Here is a 17,431-nt window from a genome sequence, read left to right on the forward strand (position 1 = left end):
GTCGTTACTCCATACTCACTGTCTCAGCATCGATGGCGTCGTACTGCTTATGCGTGCCAAGAAACTTCACAAATATCACACCGCGTTGATAAGCGATGGCGACAATGAGACGATATTTATTCCCCGCTATGTTGAATACCACACGCCTGTTTTTCAGGATGCTGGCCGTGCGGTACTGTTCCTTAATCTCTGCAGGGGTAGTCCAGTTGGCCTTCTTTGCCTCGTCTACCCAAGCTTTTAACGGCTGTTCTGCGTCCGGATTTGCCGTCCAAAAATCCCTTAGTGTTGCTATAGCGATAATCTTCACGTCTTCATCATGGTCCCAAAATGGGACTAGATCAAGAGAGTGCGCAAAAAAAAGCCCCGATTTCTCGGGGCTAATTGGGCAATTCTGTTAACTATTCAGCGCTGGACGCTCGCTAATGGCGATGCGCTGTGGCGCGATAGCTTCCGGCTCGTTGCGGGTAAGGTCGATATGCAGCAGGCCGTTGGTAAAGGTCGCACCGGCGACTTCCATATTTTCTGCCAGGGTGAAGCTCAGGCTAAAGGCCTGGGTAACCAGCCCCTGGTGCAGCCATTTGGTCTCTTTTTCCTGTGGCTCTGGCGTGCCTTTTACGGTCAGGCGCGTGCCTTCGAGCTGAATATCCAGATCTTCCTGACGGAACCCGGCTAACGCTAGGGTAATGCGGTAGTGGTTATCGTCGCTTTTTTCGATGTTGTACGGTGGGAAGGTCTGGCCTTCACTGGTGCTTTGCAGCGCGTTCGCCAGTTTGTCAAAACCGATCCATTGACGCAGCAGTGGGGATAAATCGTAGTTACGCATTGTTTTCTCCTTCTAAGAAGCGAGTAAGTACCTTCCGGCTCCCTGACGGCAAGCCGATTGAGTGTTTAGCTAACGGGGCCGCACGGGCGGCCCGGCAGAATTAATTAATTTCGATGCGGCGCGGTTTGTCCGCGTCCGGAATAACGCGTTCCAGTTCGATATACAGCAGGCCGTTCACCAGGTTTGCGCCACGCACGTGGATGTGCTCCGCAAGCTGGAATTTGCGCTCAAAGTTACGCTCGGCGATGCCTTGATAGAGATAGGTGCGTTCTTTTTGCTCTGCGGCATGCGCGCCTTTTACCACCAGCATGTTGTCCTGCGCGGTGATTTCCAGCTCGCTTTCCGCAAAACCGGCCACGGCAATCGCGATGCGATAGTGGTTTTCATCAACCAGTTCAACGTTGTACGGAGGGTAGCCGCCGTTGCTTTGCGTTTGATTGTTTTCTAACAGGTTGAACAGACGATCAAAACCGATGGCTGAACGGTATAACGGGGATAAGTCGAAGTTACGCATAGTTAAATAGCTCCTGAAAATCAGCGAGAAATTAATCACCTTCCATCATGGACAGGTTGTTGAAGCCCAAACACCCCGAAGGCGTGTTCCTCTTGGCTACACCTATAAAATGTGGCGGAAAGAACCATTTTCAAGTCCTCATGTCTTACTTTTTTTGCACTTTCCCCCAGAGCGCTTAGACTGGGGTATGGCACAAAAGGCCAAAGTGCGACAGCCGCCACAGAGCGGCAAGCTGGTACTTCCTATTTTGGCAATGGGTGGATATAACCCGGAGAAGGGCTGTTTTATGCCCGTGACAAGAAGAACTCACTATGAAAAATGTTCTGATTAAAGCCGCGCTGGTTGGGGGGATCTTCTTATCAGGAGGGTGTTCCAGCGTGATGTCGCATACCGGCGGCAAAGAGGGGACCTATCCTGGCACCCGAGCGAGCGCCGCGATGCTGGGCGATGATGACAGCGGCTGGGTCGCCAAATCGCTGGTCGCCATCGATATGCCGTTTACGGCGGTCATGGATACGGTGCTGCTGCCGTGGGACTTCTTCCGTAAGGACAACTCCGTACGCTCCCGCGTGGAAAAGAGCGAACAGGAGACGCTGGCGACCAATTCGGTTATTCCGCCAGCCCCGATGCCCGCGCCTTGATTTAGCGGTGGGTTTCAGTCATCCATAGCTGGCGGAAGCCAGCCACCTCTTCCATCCAGGCAATATGCTGGCCGTCAGGCGAGAAGACCACCGCATCCGCCGACGGTAGATTCGCGTGATCTGCCGTTAAAAAGGTCACCGCACCAGACGCGGCATCGCACATTGCAATACGCCCCTCCAGCACAAACCCCAGCCCGTTTCCTGACGGATGCCAGTTGAACGCCGATTGGATATCCGACGTATTGCGCGTCAGTTGCCATGGTTCGCCGCCTTCGGGTGAGATAAGCCACAGCTGCACCACGCCGCTATCATCGCGCATCAGAAACGCAATCTGCGTCCCCTGCGGGTTACTCCGCACCCAGTGGCGCGGCACGTTCACCAGCCCAGGAAAAGCGCGTTGATGGGTAAAGGTCAGCCGTTGCTGACGAACGCCTGCAGGCGGCGCAGGCAGCGTAGTTGCCGTTCCGGATAGCGGCGCACTCCCCGCCCGTTTCCAACCTGCCTCGTCGCGCGGCAGCGCGACCAGAAACAGCTCCGGCACTTTCTCACCGGTAAGTGAAACGGTATCGCCGATAAAGGCCAGCGCGGAAGAGCCAACCCACCCTTCTTCGTAGGCCCGGTTGATCTCATCGCTGCCGGGCTGCGGTTGCGCCGTCGTCTGGCTCACCAGCACGCACCAGTGGCTGCCTGCATATTCACGCGGATGCTGGCCGCTCGGCGTGACCGGGCCATAGGGTGCCGCCACGCCCACGTTGCGCTGATCCAGTGCCGGGTCATACTCATGCATCACGTGATCGTTATAGGTAAAGCTGACGAACTGCCCGCATGGGCTGTAGACGTGAACGTGGCTGCCGCCGCGCAGCGCGCCGGGGGTATAGGGAGAGGTGATATCCATCGCATCCAGGTTTTGAGTTTTCCCCAGCGAGGTGACCACGCCGCGACGATGGTGAAAATCGTACTGCCACTGGGCGTCCGGGTTTTCCGGGCCGTGGATAAACACGTATCGTTCTTCAGACGGATGCACCGTGACCACGCCGACATGCGCGCCTTCACTCGCATGATAAACCACCTCAACATCACCGCTATGTACGTTCACGCGTTCAATGGTTTCACCGGTAAACGAGGCGCCAGACGGGCGGATGTCGAAGACCAGCCACTGACTGTCCGGCGTCCAGGTTCGGGTATTAGTAAGCTGATGATGGCGCGGCGCAAAGGTGATTTGTTTCATGACGGAGTCCCGGTAGAAAGATACCGCCTCTTTTTACCACGCGGGGGCGCGAACCCATAAGCCTTTAGCGACGGGGCTGAGCATCCACCTGCTGCGCGCTGGCCGCCAGCGTCGGAAAATCCTCCGCAGTGTAATAACGCGCCGGTGGCGGAAGCTGCTTCATAGACGCGCCCGGCCATAGCTGCAATTGCCCAAGGTCGGCCAGGTTGACGCCCTGCCAACGATGCGGCAGCGTGAGACGCTGCGGCGCGCTCTGCTCACCCGGTACACGCGTTGGCAGGCGATTGTCGCCCATCTGGAAGTTACGATGCAGCACCAGATATTTCTCCGGGACACGACGCTGGCTGTTCCACCAGCGGCCGTCCAGCATATCGAAATGGAAGCGAGTCATCGCTGGGGGCTGAGCGCCCAAATGCATTAACGCCTGAGTGAGGGCCGTGCCCATCGCCGCATTGTAGACGCCCTGGGAAACGGTCTGTCCGTCGAGGATCAGCGAGACGGCTAAGCGCGCACCAAGCAGGTTTGAGTAGAGATCTTCCGGTGAAAAGGCGGAAACTCCCTCCGAAAAACCGGGAACGGATTCAAAACCGTACCACTGCGCAATTTCGTGCCACTCCGCGACCTGATAGGCCAGATGCGCCGCAAGCCAGGCGGCCAGCGTGTAACGTTCAGCAGGATCGGTGGGAGGAGTAAAAGCAGTAAAGACTAGCCGGCGCTGCGCCAGCTCGCTCTCCAGATCGAGCGTAAACGCCTGCCCCAGCCGCGGCAGAAGCTGGCTAAAAATATAGACCGTCATGTCCGCCGTATCGCGGACATGGGCGGTATCAATAAAGCCGCCACGGGTCGTGTAGAGAATGCCGTTATTCTCGCCACTCAGGCCCGTCAGATTCTCCAGACCCGCCAACATCTTATCGTTGTACTGATGCTGCCCAAGATGGCTGGCATAGGCCACGTTATCCAACTGGTAAAACGGTACCGGCATGCCCAGCAGCTCTGCGTGCAGGTTGTAGCCAAAGGCGCAGCACGGACGGAGTCCTTTTGGCAGCGGCTGCGGCGGCATGGCGGGCCAGGCGCTGCTGGCCTGCGAGGTCGCCTGAGGAGCTAAATCCAGCGCTACCGGCAGCGCGGCGTAGACCTGCGTCACGGCGCACAGCGCCAGCAGCGATATTGTTTTCACCCACGCCTTCAAAATGCTTCTCCTACCTGAAAGTAAAAACCGCTGCTGCCTTTGCCAATGCCGTAATCCAGCCGGACGTTCACGCGCGGCTTGAACTCAAAACGATAGCCAACGCCCGCCGAGGGCAGCCAGCGTCCATCGTCCAGCGCGTGGAACGATGGCCCCATGGTGCCCGCCCCCAGCCAGCCAACGACGCCGTGCCGCCAGTCCAGCTTACGGCGGTACTCCAGTTGACCGCTGACGACGTTTTTATCCCGGTAGCGGCCTTCGTAGTAGCCGCGCATCCGCTGATTGCTGCCGAGCAGCGGCATCATCGTCCAGGGAACATCGCCCTGGGTAAACGCGCCATCCATCTCCCACGCCAGCACGTTGTTGTCGTCCAGCGAGTGATAGCGGCTGTAGTGAAGCTGGTATTCATCAAAGCGGGTATCGCTGCCGACATCTGGGGTAAAGCGGGTGTAGCGGAGATCGGCGTACTGCCCTTTGCGCGGATTAGGGACGAAATCGCGGTCATCCCAGCTGAGATCAACGCTGCTACCGGAGCTCAACACCGACGCGCCCTGGGCGGTATCGTTGATTTTTGGCGGATCGTTATCGTCTATTTGCGTCGCATGCTGGGCATTCAGCGACCAGCCAATACCCAGATAAACGTTCGGTGCCAGCTGTCGGTACAGCGTCGGGCGCAGGTCGAGATCCTGGGCGGTATACTGCGCTTTCTTACTGTCTTTATCTCCCGCGCTGAAGCCCTGTCCCCAGTAGTAGGTCGGGGTGTCAGTCAGGGAGCCATCAAGGAAGAAACGCCAGCGATCGTCGGCGAAAAAAGCGTAATTCTGCATCGTAACGCCAAATGCACCGGTCGAACTGAAGTAGCCGCTTAGCGTCAGCGTTGAGTTCTGGCTGACCGTATCATGAGGGTCGGGGCGGTACATACCCACCACCGCCGTGCCCACGCCGAGCCCTAGCTCCGGGGTGTAAAATGGCCCCGGCATCACGCCCCAATCAATGCCTTTGCTGGCATCAAAGTTATCGCTAGCCCCCAGCGTTTTCAGCCAGCCATCAACCTGATCGCGAGTGGGCAGCGCCGACTGAACTTGACCGGCAAACAGACAAAAAGGCAGGAGCAGCGCGAGGCGTGTCAAAAGCGATACTCTCCCGCCACAAAGAAGCTATTGCGGTCGGCGAAACCGATCTCAGTGGTGACGTTGAAGTTGCGGGTAAGCTCATATTGCGCCCCGACCAGCACGTTCCACGGTGACGACAGATGCTGTTTTACGTCGAAGCGCCCTTTGCCATCACGGTTCGCCGCATTCACCATTTCCTGAAGCGTCGCAGACGGCATAGTGAGATCGCTCAGGCTGCCTTTAAATTCCTGCTGCACGTCCTGATACATAGTGCCCACCCACAGGTTTAACTTACCGGAAGGCAGATGCAGGGTATCGATACCCGGCGTGTTAAAACGGTAGCCAATGCGCGGAGAAATAGTGAACGCGTCGATGCTGCCATCCAGAATATCGAACTGCGTCTGGGTGTAGTTGGCGTCGAAGGCGGTAAACCAGTTGCCGACGCCGCCGACCAGCGTGGTGCCGATGCCGTAGGTGGTGCCTTTAAAGTCGAGCTGGAAGGCCAGGTTTTGCAGCTGGTTTTTATACTTTGGCAGCAGTGGAATGGAGTGCCCATTTGGCCCAAGCACATCAACACCAATCTGCGAAACGGAATGCCCATCGGTATACCCCAACAGGCCATATACGTTCATAAACGGCAGCAGCCAGGCATCCAGCTTTACCGTTTCGGTTTTGCTTCTTTCGCGGGTATTGCCCACGTTGATTTTAAAGGCGTTATCCAGCGACTTCGTGCCCAAATAGAGGCCGTTAAAATTGATACTATCTACATCAATATTCTGCCGGATATTCATGTAGTTAATATTCACGCCGAACGGTAATGGCAGCGCATAACCACGCTTACGCGCTTCGTCGCCTAAGAAGGGCAAAACGGAGTGGCTTTCTTCTGGCGCAGCGGCCACAGGTTTCGCAGGCAAAGGGGTGACCTGACTATCATCCTGATAGCCATAAAGCGGTGTCAGCGTCGAGTCAGAATCCGTCGCAGCCCAGGTCTGAAAAACCGTACAGGATGACATCATCAGCACCAGACGGATGCGTTTGTTGATCATAAAAGAAACGTATTTACAGGCAGATCTGCCCGGAGATAAAAGAGGGGGGAGAGTAAAGAAATTACGGACTAATTTGGGGGACTTCCGTGCGGTTTCACACCTGATAATACAATAACAAGTTTGCAAACAATCTTAAGGTTAGTGCCCGGACGATGCCGGGCAACGGGAAAATCAGGACAGGACGTACTTTTCAATCGCCCAGGCAACGCCGTCTTCCAGGTTTGATTTAGTGACGAAGTTTGCCGCCTCTTTCACCGCCGGAATCGCGTTATCCATCGCCACACCAACGCCCGCGAATTCAATCATCGCGATGTCGTTTTCCTGGTCACCGATCGCCATCACCTCTTCCGCCTTGATGCCCAGCACATCGGCCAGCGACTTCACGCCGGTACCTTTGTTCACGCGCTTATCGAGGATCTCGAGGAAGTACGGCGAGCTTTTCAGCACGGTGTATTTCTCTTTGACTTCCGGCGGGATACGGGCAATCGCTTTATCCAGAATGGCCGGTTCATCAATCATCATCACCTTGAGGAATTCGGTTGCCGGGTCCATTTTTTCGGCTTCGCAGAAGACCAGCGGGATGGTGGCGATAAAGGATTCGTGCACGGTGTAGTAGCTGATATCACGGTTCGCGGTGTACAGCGTGTTGCGATCCAGCGCGTGGAAGTGGGAACCCACTTTGCGCGACAGTTCTTCCAGGAAGCGGTAGTCATCGTAGTTCAGCGCGGTCTGCGCCACGGTGCTGCCGTCGCCGGCTTTCTGCACCAGCGCGCCGTTATAGGTAATGCAGTAATCTCCCGGCTCGTTCATCCCCAGCTCTTTCAGGTAGCTGTGCACACCGGCGTACGGACGCCCGGTGGTCAGGACCACGTTAACCCCTTTTGCACGTGCTGCAGCCAGCGCGTTTTTTACCGCAGGAGAAATAGTGTGGTCCGGTAACAGCAATGTTCCGTCCATGTCGATTGCAATAAGTTTAATAGCCATGAGATCCCCAGGTTAGATGAGTCTGTTCTCATGCTAACTCGGTTTAGCTCAAAAAACAGTAGCCAACCGCGCTTAAAACGGGGATACAACGCAAGAAGCGTGCTCCCCTTTTGCCGCATCGTTAACCGAAGAGTTTGCCGCCTTTCAGCAGATCCATGCCCGCTGACAGCAAATCGTTATGCGCCTGCGGGTCCACTTCACCTTTTGGCGACAGCGCATCGACGATTTTCGGCAGATATTCCGCCAGCATCGTTGAGGCAGAACTGGCATCGGTGCCCAGCTTTTCCCCCAGATCCGACACGGCGGGCGCGCCAAGCGCCGAGACGACCTGGTCACTGCTAATCGATTGATTACTTTGCTGATTGCTTATCCAGGATGAAACAATGTCACCAAGCCCGCCGCTTTGCAGCTTCTCCAGCAGCGCCTGAATACCGCCCTGCTTGTTTACCCAGCTCAGGATAGCCTGATATTTACCCGCATCGCCGCTGAGCAGCGAGCCTACGACATCATCAAAAAGCCCCATATTTCCACCTCAGAATGACGGTTAAGAGAAGACGTAGAGAAGTATAGTTCGTGGGCGACGGGCATAAAAAAACGCCTGAAAAAATTCAGGCGTTTTTGGCGTTGGTTTTCCGGCGTTGGCCGGACGACGACACGTATTAGATATCGATGTTCGCCGCTTTCAGGGCGTTTTCTTCGATAAAGGCACGACGCGGCTCAACGGCATCACCCATCAGGGTGGTGAACAGTTGGTCAGCGGCGATCGCATCTTTCACGGTTACGCGCAGCATGCGGCGGCTGTCTGGGTCCATGGTAGTTTCCCACAGCTGATCCGGGTTCATTTCGCCCAGACCTTTATAACGCTGGATAGCCAGACCACGACGGGACTCTTTCACCAGCCAATCCAGCGCCTGCTCGAAGCTGGAAACCGGCTGACGGCGTTCGCCACGTTCGATGAACGCATCTTCTTCCACCAGGCCACGCAGTTTCTCGCCCAGCGTGAAGATACGACGGTATTCGCCACCGTTAACGAACTCGCTATCCAGCACGTAGTCGGTATCCACGCCGTGGGTACGGACGCGAATAATCGGCTCGAAGTGCTGCTGTTCAACGTTGTGCTGAATATCAAACTTCCACTGGCTGCCGTGCTGTTCTTTTTCGTTCAGCTCGGTCACCAGCGCGTTCACCCAACGCGTCACTTTCTGTTCGTCGGACAGGTCAGCTTCTACCAGCGTTGGCTGATAGATAAGCTCTTTCAGCAGCGCTTTAGGGAAGCGACGTTCCATACGGTTGATCATTTTCTGGGTCGCGTTGAACTCGGCAACCAGTTTTTCCAGCGGCTCACCCGCTAACGCTGGTGCGCTGGCGTTGGTGTGCAGGGTTGCGCCATCAAGCGCGATGGAGATCTGGTACTGGTCCATCGCTTCATCATCTTTGATGTACTGTTCCTGCTTGCCTTTCTTCACTTTGTACAGCGGCGGCTGTGCAATGTAGACGTGGCCACGTTCAACGATTTCCGGCATCTGACGATAGAAGAAGGTCAACAACAGCGTACGAATGTGCGAGCCGTCGACGTCCGCATCGGTCATGATGATGATGCTGTGATAACGCAGTTTGTCCGGGTTGTACTCGTCGCGACCGATGCCGCAGCCCAGCGCGGTAATCAGCGTGGCGACTTCCTGAGAGGAGAGCATCTTGTCGAAGCGCGCTTTCTCCACGTTGAGGATTTTACCCTTCAGCGGCAGAATCGCCTGGTTCTTACGGTTACGCCCCTGCTTCGCAGAGCCGCCCGCTGAGTCCCCTTCCACGAGGTACAGTTCAGACAGCGCCGGGTCGCGTTCCTGACAGTCTGCCAGTTTGCCCGGCAGGCCTGCGAGGTCCAGCGCGCCTTTACGGCGGGTCATTTCACGGGCTTTACGCGCCGCTTCACGCGCACGTGCCGCGTCGATAATTTTGCCGACCACGATTTTCGCGTCCGACGGATTTTCCAGCAGGTATTCGCTCAGCAGTTCGTTCATCTGCTGTTCTACCGCCGTTTTCACCTCGGAGGAGACCAGTTTATCTTTGGTCTGAGAGGAGAATTTCGGATCCGGTACCTTCACGGAAACCACCGCAATCAGACCTTCACGGGCATCATCACCGGTGGCGCTGACTTTCGCTTTTTTGCTGTAGCCTTCTTTGTCCATGTAGGCGTTCAGGGTACGAGTCATCGCCGCACGGAAGCCTGCAAGGTGAGTACCGCCATCACGCTGTGGAATGTTGTTGGTGAAGCAGTAGATGTTTTCCTGGAAGCCATCGTTCCACTGCAGCGCAACTTCGACGCCGATACCGTCTTTTTCGGTGGAGAAATAGAAGATATTCGGGTGGATTGGCGTTTTGTTCTTGTTGAGGTACTCAACGAATGCCTTGATGCCGCCTTCGTAGTGGAAATGGTCTTCTTTACCGTCACGCTTATCGCGCAGACGAATAGAGACGCCGGAGTTCAGGAACGACAGCTCGCGCAGGCGTTTTGCCAGGATCTCGTATTCGAACTCGGTGACGTTGGTGAAGGTTTCGTAGCTCGGCCAGAAACGCACCATAGTACCGGTTTTTTCGGTATCGCCGGTCACGGCCAGCGGTGCCTGCGGCACGCCGTGCGCGTAAATCTGACGGTGAATTTTGTTATCGCGCTGGATAACCAGTTCCAGCTTCTGGGACAGGGCGTTAACTACGGAAACACCCACGCCGTGCAGACCGCCGGAGACTTTATAGGAGTTATCGTCGAACTTACCGCCTGCGTGCAGAACCGTCATGATGACTTCCGCAGCAGAAACGCCCTCTTCCGGGTGAATACCGGTTGGGATACCACGGCCGTCATCCTGTACGGAAACGGAGTTATCGCTGTGAATAGTCACAACGATATCTTTGCAGTAACCAGCGAGCGCTTCGTCGATAGCGTTATCCACAACCTCAAATACCATGTGGTGCAGACCGGTGCCGTCATCCGTGTCGCCGATATACATACCCGGGCGCTTACGCACCGCATCCAGCCCTTTCAGGACTTTGATACTGGAGGAGTCATAAGAATTCGACATCAACGTTTCTCGCTCATTTAAACTTGGGTTAATCCGTTATTTTACCCTTTTCCACGTTAAACATCTTCGAATTTTCGTCCGACATGTCCAGAACGTGTTCAGCGCTGATCGCACTGACGAAAACCTGAGACTGTGTAGCTTTTAAACGGCTGGCCAGCAGGCCACGCCGCGCATCATCAAGTTCCGAGGCAAAATCATCTATCAGGTACAGGCAGCGTCTCCCGCTTTCGCGAGTTAAAAACTCGCCCTGTGCCAGGCGTAGCGCGCACATCAGCAGCTTAAGCTGCCCGCGCGATAAGGTGTCTTCCACCGGCGCGCCGTCGGCGCGAATGCGGAAGTCCGCCTTGTGTGGGCCGTGTGCCGTGTAGGTCAGCATACGGTCGCGTTCGAAGTTTCTCTCCAGCACTTCGGCATAGTCAGTTTCTTTTTCCCAGCCGCGCTGGAAGGAGAAGGTCAGAGAGAACTCCGGGAGAAATTGTTTGCAGGTATCCGCCATATCTTCGGCGATACCGGCGCTGTATTCCGCGCGCCAGCGGCTGATTTGCTCGGCCAGTGGGATAAGTTCCATATCCCACGGACGAAGCTGCGCGTAGCGGCTCACCTGGCGCAGCGCGGCGTTGCGCTGCTTGAGCAACCGCTTCAGGTTGCTCCAGGCGTTGAAGAATCCGGCTTCGTTGTGGAAGCATCCCCAATCAAGGAACGCTCGTCTATATTTGGGGCCGCCGTTGAGTAAAGTAAACCCCTCAGGCGTAATCAGCTGCATCGGCATCAGCAGCGCCAGTTCGGCCACTTTATGGCCGTCGGTACCGTCGATGCGCACCTTGCTGTCGCCCTGCTTGTCTTTGGTCAGACCGATAGAGGTTTCACGCTCCGCGCCCTGTAGGCGACCGTGCAGGACAAATGATTCCTGCTCGTGGCGGATAACGCGGCCAATCTGCAAACTGCGAAACGCCCGGCCATGGCCGAGCGTATAGATGGCTTCCAGCACGCTGGTTTTGCCGCTGCCGTTAGCGCCAACCAGGAAGTTAAAGCCAGGAGATAACGCGAGATCCGCGTTTTCAATATTGCGAAAATCGCGGATCAACAGGCGGGAGAGCGACATTACAGTCTCATTGGCATAACAACATAGGCAGCCGACTGTGATGCGGCATCTTCAATCTGTACGCTCGATACGGAATCGGTCAGCAGAATGCGCACGTTCTCGCACTTCAGCGCGTTCAGAACGTCCAGCACGTAGCTGACGTTAAAGCCGATTTCCAGCTCGGTGCCCGGGTAGGAGACATCCAGAATTTCTTCTGCTTCTTCCTGCTCTGGGTTGTTAGCGGTAATTTTCAGCTGGTTTTCGCTGACAAACAGGCGCACGCCGCGGAATTTCTCGTTAGAGAGAATCGCCGCGCGGGCAAAGGCCTGCTTGAGAATATCGCAGCCGGCTTCCAGATGTTTGTCCGGGTTTTTCGGCAATACACGGCGATAATCCGGGAAACGGCCATCAACCAGCTTGGAAGTGAAGATAAAGTCACCGACGTGCGCGCGGATGTTGTTGCTGCCGATCTGCACGCGCAGCGGCGTATCGCCACCATCGAGCATACGCATCAGCTCAATCACCCCTTTACGCGGCACGATCACCGAATGGCTCGGCAGCGATTGCCCGATAGGCATGGAGCAGACCGCCAGACGGTGGCCGTCGGTGGCTACGGTACGCAGTTCTTCACCTTCGGTTTCGAACAACATGCCGTTTAAGTAATAACGAACGTCCTGATGCGCCATCGAGAACTGAGTGGCTTCAATCAGGCGCTTCATGGTCGCCTGCGGCAAGGTGAATTCAACCTCGCTCTGCCAGTCGTCCAGGTTCGGGAAGTCGGCAGCAGGCAGCGTAGAGAGCGAGAAGCGGCTACGGCCAGAACGCACCAGCATACGGTCGCCTTCCAGCTGTACAGCAATCTCAGCACCTTCCGGCAGGCCACGGCAAATATCAAAGAATTTACGTGCCGGAACGGTAGTCGCGCCCGGTTCATGTGCCTGCAGCAGCGCCACGCGCGCTACCATTTCCATTTCCAAATCGGTACCGGTCAGCGACAGCGTGCCGTCCGCGACCTGCAGCAACAGGTTACCCAGAATCGGCAATGTCGGACGCCCGCCTAACGGGCCACTCACCTGTTGTAACGGTTTTAATAAATGTTCACGTTCTACGGTAAATTTCATAGGATCACGACGACAATGTTCTGATTAAATTGGAAAAGTCTTCTTTGATATCGTGGCTTTCTTCACGCAGCTGTTCAATCTTACGGCAGGCGTGCAGCACGGTGGTATGGTCACGGCCACCAAACGCATCGCCAATCTCCGGCAGACTGTGGTTGGTGAGTTCTTTCGCCAACGCCATCGCCATCTGGCGCGGACGCGCTACCGAACGAGAACGTCGTTTGGAGAGCAGATCCGCGACTTTAATTTTGTAGTACTCCGCCACCGTCTTCTGGATGTTGTCGATGGTGACCAGCTTTTCCTGCAGCGCTAACAGGTCGCGCAGCGCTTCGCGCACGAAATCGATGGTGATCGCCCGGCCGGTAAAGTTGGCGTTGGCGATAACGCGGTTCAGTGCCCCTTCAAGCTCACGCACGTTAGAGCGTAGACGCTTGGCAATGAAGAACGCCACCTCGCCAGGCAGACGAATATCGTTTTCGTCGGCTTTTTTCATCAGGATAGCGACACGGGTCTCAAGCTCAGGTGGCTCAATGGCCACCGTCAGGCCCCAGCCAAAGCGGGACTTCAGACGATCTTCTACACCGTTGATCTCTTTCGGATAGCGATCCGACGTGAGGATGATCTGCTGATTACCTTCCAGCAGGGCGTTAAAGGTGTGGAAGAACTCTTCCTGAGAGCGCTCTTTGTTGGCGAAGAATTGAATATCATCGATCAGCAGGGCATCCACTGAACGATAGTAGCGTTTAAACTCTTCGATCGCGTTGTTTTGCAGGGCTTTTACCATGTCCTGGACAAAGCGCTCGGAGTGCATATACACCACTTTCGCGTTCGGTTTGCGGGCGATAATGCCGTTGCCCACCGCGTGCAGCAGGTGCGTTTTACCGAGACCGGTGCCGCCGTAGAGGAACAGAGGGTTATAGGCGCCGCCAGGGTTGTCTGCCACCTGACGCGCCGCCGCGCGGGCCAGCTGGTTCGACTTACCTTCAACGAAGTTATCAAAGGTGTGCTTAACATTGACGTTAGAGCGATAGGAAGGCTCGGCAGGCGCCGGGACGTTATCCCATCCTGCACGCGGTGCCGGGGCAACGCGCGGGGTATGAACCTGGGCCATCTGGGCCGGGGCGCTGACGTTCGCCGTCTCTCTTAAGGTCTGGGTGACGGGCTTAGTGCCAACCTCAAAGCGCAGCTGCGGGGCATCAGAGCCGCAGAAATCATTCAGCAGACCGTTGATGTTATTGAGGTATTTATCTCTAACCCAATCAAGTACGAAACGATTTGGCGCATACAGTGCCAGCGTGTTATCGCTTAGTTCCGCCTGCAATGGGCGGATCCACATGCTGAATTCTGTGGCTGGTAACTCATCCTGCAATCGGGCAAGACATTGCTGCCAAAGCGAAAGTGACACGGCGGACTCCACTCGAAAAAAGTCGATACACATCATCCTCCAGGCAAACCTGCAGGCTACCTCTGACGATCCTGCCGCCAGTGAAACTGAATACTGTCGGGGGACTCATTCAGTTGCTGCAAAGATGCAGCCCGAACAATGCTGTGTATAAGATTAAAAATTCGTGATTTTTGGCACACGTCGAAAAGACCCGATGCAAGCGGGTGACGTGCGAACCGCTATCTGCGGTTTTCAACGGCGCCCTTCAGACGCGGTGCTGAAATGACGCGGTTACTTTCCCCTTTTACGATCCACCGATCGCGATCGGGCCGAGGATCATAGCGTAAACTGCGCCAGAGATCTTCTGTTTCTCACAGATTCTTCCCGATTTATCCACAGGGTGGATCCAGAAGCGCTAAGTGTAAACGATCCCGATAAAGAGAAGGCACGATTTCCTTCGCATATTGGAAAAATTAATGACTAGCGACAAATTTCTGCTTAAATGATCTAACAAAGATCCAGGATGATCCTTGCGCTTTAATGGGCAGGCCGTATAATCCCCCACCCGGCATGTTCTGCGCGAATTTTGGTGAAGGACGCTGCTCATTTACCGGGCGAAAAACTGCGGTGATACGTGGTTTTTTACGCGGTAAATAAGGAAAGAGAATTGACTCCGGAGTGTACAATTATTACAATCCGGCCTCTTTAATCACCCATGGCTTCGGTGTCCATCGTTCGATTTTCGTTCGGATATCCAATAAAGCCATTGAATTTATTCAAGTTTAGGTAGAAATCGCCATGAAACGCACTTTTCAACCGTCTGTACTGAAGCGCAACCGTTCTCACGGCTTCCGTGCTCGTATGGCTACTAAAAATGGTCGTCAGGTTCTGGCACGTCGTCGTGCTAAAGGCCGTTCTCGTCTGACCGTTTCTAAGTAATAAAGCTAACCCCTCGAGTGGTTAAGCTAGCATTTCCCAGGGAGTTACGTTTGTTAACTCCCACTCATTTCACATTCGTCTTCCAGCAGCCACAACGGGCTGGCACGCCGCAAATCACCATTCTCGGCCGCCTGAATTCGCTGGGGCATCCCCGTATCGGTCTCACCGTCGCCAAGAAAAACGTCAAACGCGCACATGAACGCAATCGGATTAAACGTCTGACGCGTGAAAGTTTCCGTTTACGTCAGCATGAACTCCCGCCAATGGATTTCGTGGTGGTGGCAAAGAGAGGGGTTGCCGACCTCGATAACCGTGCTCTCTCGGAAGCGTTGGAAAAATTATGGCGCCGCCATTGTCGCCTGGCTCGCGGGTCCTGATAGGCCTTATCAGGGTCTATCAGCGCCTGATTAGTCCGCTACTCGGGCCACATTGTCGTTTCACGCCAACCTGTTCTCAATACGGAATTGAGGCATTGCGCAGGTTTGGAGTGATAAAAGGCAGTTGGTTGACAGTGAAACGCGTATTAAAATGCCACCCTTTACACCCTGGTGGTGACGACCCCGTCCCGCCTGGACCATTTGATACCAGAGAACACTAACGATGGATTCGCAACGCAATCTCCTTATCATCGCTTTGTTGTTCGTGTCTTTCATGATCTGGCAAGCCTGGGAGCAGGATAACAATCCTCAAGCCCAGCAGCAGACCACGCAGACTACGACCACAGCAGCGGGTAGCGCCGCAGACCAGGGCGTACCGGCCAGTGGCCAAGGGAAACTGATTACGGTTAAAACTGATGTGCTTGAGCTGACTATCAACACTCGCGGTGGTGATATTGAGCAAGCGCTGCTTCCGGCTTACCCGAAAGCGCTGAAATCTGACGAACCGTTCCAGTTACTGGAAACCACCCCACAGTTTGTCTATCAGGCACAGAGCGGCTTAACCGGTCGTGATGGCCCGGATAACCCGGCTAACGGTCCGCGTCCGCTGTATAACGTCGATAAAGATGCGTTTGTGATGGCCGATGGCCAGAACGAAATCGTCATTCCACTGACCTATACCGATAAAGCAGGCAACGTCTTCACCAAAACCTTCACCCTGAAACGCGGTGATTATGCGGTGAACGTCAGCTATGACGTGAAGAACGCCAGCGAGAAACCGCTGGAAGTCTCTACCTTCGGTCAGCTGAAGCAGACGGCAGCACTGCCAACCAGTCGCGATACACAGTCTGGTGGCCTGTCTACAATGCACACCTTCCGTGGCGCAGCGTACTCAACGTCTGATTCGAAATACGAAAAATATAAATTCGATACCATCGTTGATAACGAGAACCTGAACACCAACACCAAAAACGGTTGGGTTGCCATGCTGCAGCAGTACTTCACTACTGCATGGGTTCCACAGAACAACGGTACCAATAACTTCTACACCGCTAACCTCGGTAACGGCGTAGTGGCTATCGGCTACAAATCTCAGCCGGTTCTGGTACAGCCAGGTCAGGCAGATAAACTGCAGAGCACCCTGTGGGTCGGCCCAGCAATTCAGGATAAAATGGCTGCCGTTGCACCGCACCTGGATCTGACCGTTGACTACGGCTGGCTGTGGTTCATCTCTCAGCCGCTGTTCAAATTGCTGAAGTGGATCCATAGCTTCCTGGGTAACTGGGGCTTCTCCATCATCGTTATCACCTTTATCGTTCGTGGCATCATGTACCCGCTGACCAAAGCGCAGTACACCTCCATGGCGAAGATGCGTATGCTGCAGCCTAAGATTCAGGCAATGCGTGAGCGTCTGGGCGACGACAAACAGCGTCAAAGCCAGGAAATGATGGCCCTGTATAAAGCGGAAAAAGTTAACCCACTGGGTGGCTGCTTCCCGCTGATTATCCAGATGCCAATCTTCCTTGCGCTGTACTACATGCTGAGCGCCTCGGTTGAACTGCGTCATGCGCCGTTTATCCTGTGGATCCACGACCTGTCTGCACAAGACCCGTACTACATCCTGCCGATCATCATGGGCGCGACGATGTTCTTCATTCAGAAGATGTCTCCGACGACCGTGACCGACCCGATGCAGCAGAAGATCATGACCTTCATGCCGGTCATCTTCACGGTGTTCTTCCTGTGGTTCCCATCTGGTCTGGTGGTGTACTACATCGTCAGCAACCTGGTCACCATCATTCAGCAACAGCTGATTTACCGTGGTCTGGAAAAACGTGGCCTGCATAGCCGCGAGAAGAAAAAATCCTGATTCGGTTGAGCACGAGCTAAAATGGAAGGCGGTCGAATGACCGCCTTTTTTTAT

General features: G+C 55.1%; 18 protein-coding genes and 1 other annotated feature. Of the genes, 5 read left to right on the forward strand and 13 right to left on the reverse strand.

Going from position 1 to position 17,431, the window contains the following annotated elements:
- Window positions 1-4: 4 nt before the first annotated feature.
- The 3 genes from FHC49_RS20925 to ibpA all read right to left on the reverse strand — a co-directional run bounded on the left by FHC49_RS20925 (window position 5) and on the right by ibpA (window position 1,337).
- Window positions 5-307, reverse strand: coding sequence for a type II toxin-antitoxin system HigB family toxin (locus tag FHC49_RS20925; protein WP_185668144.1), 303 nt, complete (start codon window positions 305-307; stop codon window positions 5-7).
- Window positions 308-394: 87 nt separating this feature from the next.
- Window positions 395-823 carry a small heat shock chaperone IbpB gene (gene ibpB, locus FHC49_RS20930; RefSeq protein WP_185668145.1) on the reverse strand — a complete coding sequence of 143 codons (429 nt, stop codon included), beginning with the start codon at window positions 821-823 and terminating at the stop codon, window positions 395-397.
- A 100-nt stretch (window positions 824-923) separates the two neighbouring features.
- On the reverse strand, window positions 924-1,337 hold the full coding sequence (gene ibpA / locus FHC49_RS20935; protein ID WP_035896433.1) for a small heat shock chaperone IbpA: 414 nt from the start codon (window positions 1,335-1,337) through the stop codon (window positions 924-926).
- Window positions 1,331-1,407, reverse strand: a sequence feature (ROSE (Repression Of Heat Shock gene Expression) occurs in the 5'-region of heat shock genes and acts as an RNA thermometer to modulate expression.). It overlaps the preceding gene by 7 nt.
- A 241-nt stretch (window positions 1,408-1,648) precedes the next feature.
- Between ibpA and FHC49_RS20940 the strand changes: the two genes are divergently transcribed.
- On the forward strand, window positions 1,649-1,978 hold the full coding sequence (locus FHC49_RS20940) for a YceK/YidQ family lipoprotein (protein ID WP_185668146.1): 330 nt from the start codon (window positions 1,649-1,651) through the stop codon (window positions 1,976-1,978).
- 1 nt (window position 1,979) lies between these two features.
- Here FHC49_RS20940 and FHC49_RS20945 read toward each other — a convergent pair whose 3' ends face one another.
- The 10 genes from FHC49_RS20945 to dnaA all read right to left on the reverse strand — a co-directional run bounded on the left by FHC49_RS20945 (window position 1,980) and on the right by dnaA (window position 14,212).
- Window positions 1,980-3,206, reverse strand: coding sequence for a DUF3748 domain-containing protein (locus FHC49_RS20945; RefSeq protein ID WP_220440785.1), 1,227 nt, complete (start codon window positions 3,204-3,206; stop codon window positions 1,980-1,982).
- Window positions 3,207-3,270: 64 nt separating this feature from the next.
- Window positions 3,271-4,395, reverse strand: a complete 1,125-nt coding sequence (locus FHC49_RS20950) for a DUF4056 domain-containing protein (protein ID WP_370631782.1) — start codon at window positions 4,393-4,395, stop codon at window positions 3,271-3,273.
- Complete coding sequence (locus tag FHC49_RS20955) at window positions 4,392-5,522, reverse strand: BamA/TamA family outer membrane protein (RefSeq protein ID WP_185668148.1); 1,131 nt, start codon at window positions 5,520-5,522, stop codon at window positions 4,392-4,394. Before FHC49_RS20955 ends, FHC49_RS20950 begins: the two co-directional genes overlap by 4 nt.
- The gene (locus FHC49_RS20960) at window positions 5,519-6,550 is read right to left on the reverse strand and encodes a hypothetical protein (RefSeq protein ID WP_370631783.1); all 1,032 of its coding nucleotides are present in this window, start codon (window positions 6,548-6,550) and stop codon (window positions 5,519-5,521) included. Before FHC49_RS20960 ends, FHC49_RS20955 begins: the two co-directional genes overlap by 4 nt.
- A gap of 171 nt (window positions 6,551-6,721) precedes the next feature.
- Window positions 6,722-7,534 carry a sugar-phosphatase gene (gene yidA, locus FHC49_RS20965; protein WP_220440786.1) on the reverse strand — a complete coding sequence of 271 codons (813 nt, stop codon included), beginning with the start codon at window positions 7,532-7,534 and terminating at the stop codon, window positions 6,722-6,724.
- 121 nt (window positions 7,535-7,655) lie between these two features.
- Window positions 7,656-8,057: a YidB family protein gene (locus FHC49_RS20970; RefSeq protein ID WP_220440787.1), complete on the reverse strand. Its 402-nt coding sequence runs from the start codon at window positions 8,055-8,057 to the stop codon at window positions 7,656-7,658.
- A 136-nt stretch (window positions 8,058-8,193) separates the two neighbouring features.
- Window positions 8,194-10,608, reverse strand: a complete 2,415-nt coding sequence (gene gyrB, locus FHC49_RS20975; RefSeq protein ID WP_185668150.1) for a DNA topoisomerase (ATP-hydrolyzing) subunit B — start codon at window positions 10,606-10,608, stop codon at window positions 8,194-8,196.
- Window positions 10,609-10,636: 28 nt separating this feature from the next.
- Window positions 10,637-11,710: a DNA replication/repair protein RecF gene (recF, locus tag FHC49_RS20980; RefSeq protein WP_220440788.1), complete on the reverse strand. Its 1,074-nt coding sequence runs from the start codon at window positions 11,708-11,710 to the stop codon at window positions 10,637-10,639.
- Window positions 11,710-12,810 (reverse strand): DNA polymerase III subunit beta, encoded by a 1,101-nt coding sequence (dnaN, locus tag FHC49_RS20985; protein ID WP_035896448.1) that lies wholly within the window; start codon window positions 12,808-12,810, stop codon window positions 11,710-11,712. Before dnaN ends, recF begins: the two co-directional genes overlap by 1 nt.
- Window positions 12,811-12,814: 4 nt before the next feature.
- Complete coding sequence (gene dnaA / locus FHC49_RS20990; protein WP_185668152.1) at window positions 12,815-14,212, reverse strand: chromosomal replication initiator protein DnaA; 1,398 nt, start codon at window positions 14,210-14,212, stop codon at window positions 12,815-12,817.
- Window positions 14,213-14,989: 777 nt separating this feature from the next.
- Between dnaA and rpmH the strand changes: the two genes are divergently transcribed.
- From rpmH to yidC, 4 genes are read left to right on the forward strand one after another with little or no spacing between them, the layout of a single operon-like run.
- The gene (gene rpmH, locus FHC49_RS20995; protein ID WP_003849659.1) at window positions 14,990-15,130 is read left to right on the forward strand and encodes a 50S ribosomal protein L34; all 141 of its coding nucleotides are present in this window, start codon (window positions 14,990-14,992) and stop codon (window positions 15,128-15,130) included.
- 17 nt (window positions 15,131-15,147) lie between these two features.
- Window positions 15,148-15,507, forward strand: a complete 360-nt coding sequence (rnpA, locus tag FHC49_RS21000) for a ribonuclease P protein component (protein WP_034881900.1) — start codon at window positions 15,148-15,150, stop codon at window positions 15,505-15,507.
- The gene (gene yidD, locus FHC49_RS21005) at window positions 15,471-15,728 is read left to right on the forward strand and encodes a membrane protein insertion efficiency factor YidD (protein ID WP_015703903.1); all 258 of its coding nucleotides are present in this window, start codon (window positions 15,471-15,473) and stop codon (window positions 15,726-15,728) included. The genes rnpA and yidD overlap by 37 nt, the downstream gene beginning before the upstream one ends.
- A gap of 2 nt (window positions 15,729-15,730) precedes the next feature.
- Window positions 15,731-17,377 (forward strand): membrane protein insertase YidC, encoded by a 1,647-nt coding sequence (yidC, locus tag FHC49_RS21010; RefSeq protein ID WP_185668153.1) that lies wholly within the window; start codon window positions 15,731-15,733, stop codon window positions 17,375-17,377.
- Window positions 17,378-17,431 lie beyond the last annotated feature (54 nt).

This window comes from Kluyvera sp. EC_51 (genome assembly GCF_019584505.1).
In the GTDB taxonomy this organism is placed as follows: Bacteria; Pseudomonadota; Gammaproteobacteria; order Enterobacterales; family Enterobacteriaceae; genus Kluyvera; species Kluyvera sichuanensis.

Bases quoted from the DNA above. Each gene is read 5' to 3' on its own strand.
- rpmH (WP_003849659.1), top strand. From the start codon at position 14,990: ATGAAACGCACTTTTCAACCGTCTGTACTGAAGCGCAACCGTTCTCAC.
- recF (WP_220440788.1), bottom strand. From the start codon at position 11,710: ATGTCGCTCTCCCGCCTGTTGATCCGCGATTTTCGCAATATTGAAAAC.
- FHC49_RS20940 (WP_185668146.1), top strand. From the start codon at position 1,649: ATGAAAAATGTTCTGATTAAAGCCGCGCTGGTTGGGGGGATCTTCTTA.
- ibpA (WP_035896433.1), bottom strand. From the start codon at position 1,337: ATGCGTAACTTCGACTTATCCCCGTTATACCGTTCAGCCATCGGTTTT.
- yidD (WP_015703903.1), top strand. From the start codon at position 15,471: ATGGCGCCGCCATTGTCGCCTGGCTCGCGGGTCCTGATAGGCCTTATC.
- FHC49_RS20960 (WP_370631783.1), bottom strand. From the start codon at position 6,550: ATGATCAACAAACGCATCCGTCTGGTGCTGATGATGTCATCCTGTACG.
- FHC49_RS20945 (WP_220440785.1), bottom strand. From the start codon at position 3,206: ATGAAACAAATCACCTTTGCGCCGCGCCATCATCAGCTTACTAATACC.
- ibpB (WP_185668145.1), bottom strand. From the start codon at position 823: ATGCGTAACTACGATTTATCCCCACTGCTGCGTCAATGGATCGGTTTT.
- FHC49_RS20970 (WP_220440787.1), bottom strand. From the start codon at position 8,057: ATGGGGCTTTTTGATGATGTCGTAGGCTCGCTGCTCAGCGGCGATGCG.
- gyrB (WP_185668150.1), bottom strand. From the start codon at position 10,608: ATGTCGAATTCTTATGACTCCTCCAGTATCAAAGTCCTGAAAGGGCTG.
- yidA (WP_220440786.1), bottom strand. From the start codon at position 7,534: ATGGCTATTAAACTTATTGCAATCGACATGGACGGAACATTGCTGTTA.
- dnaN (WP_035896448.1), bottom strand. From the start codon at position 12,810: ATGAAATTTACCGTAGAACGTGAACATTTATTAAAACCGTTACAACAG.
- yidC (WP_185668153.1), top strand. From the start codon at position 15,731: ATGGATTCGCAACGCAATCTCCTTATCATCGCTTTGTTGTTCGTGTCT.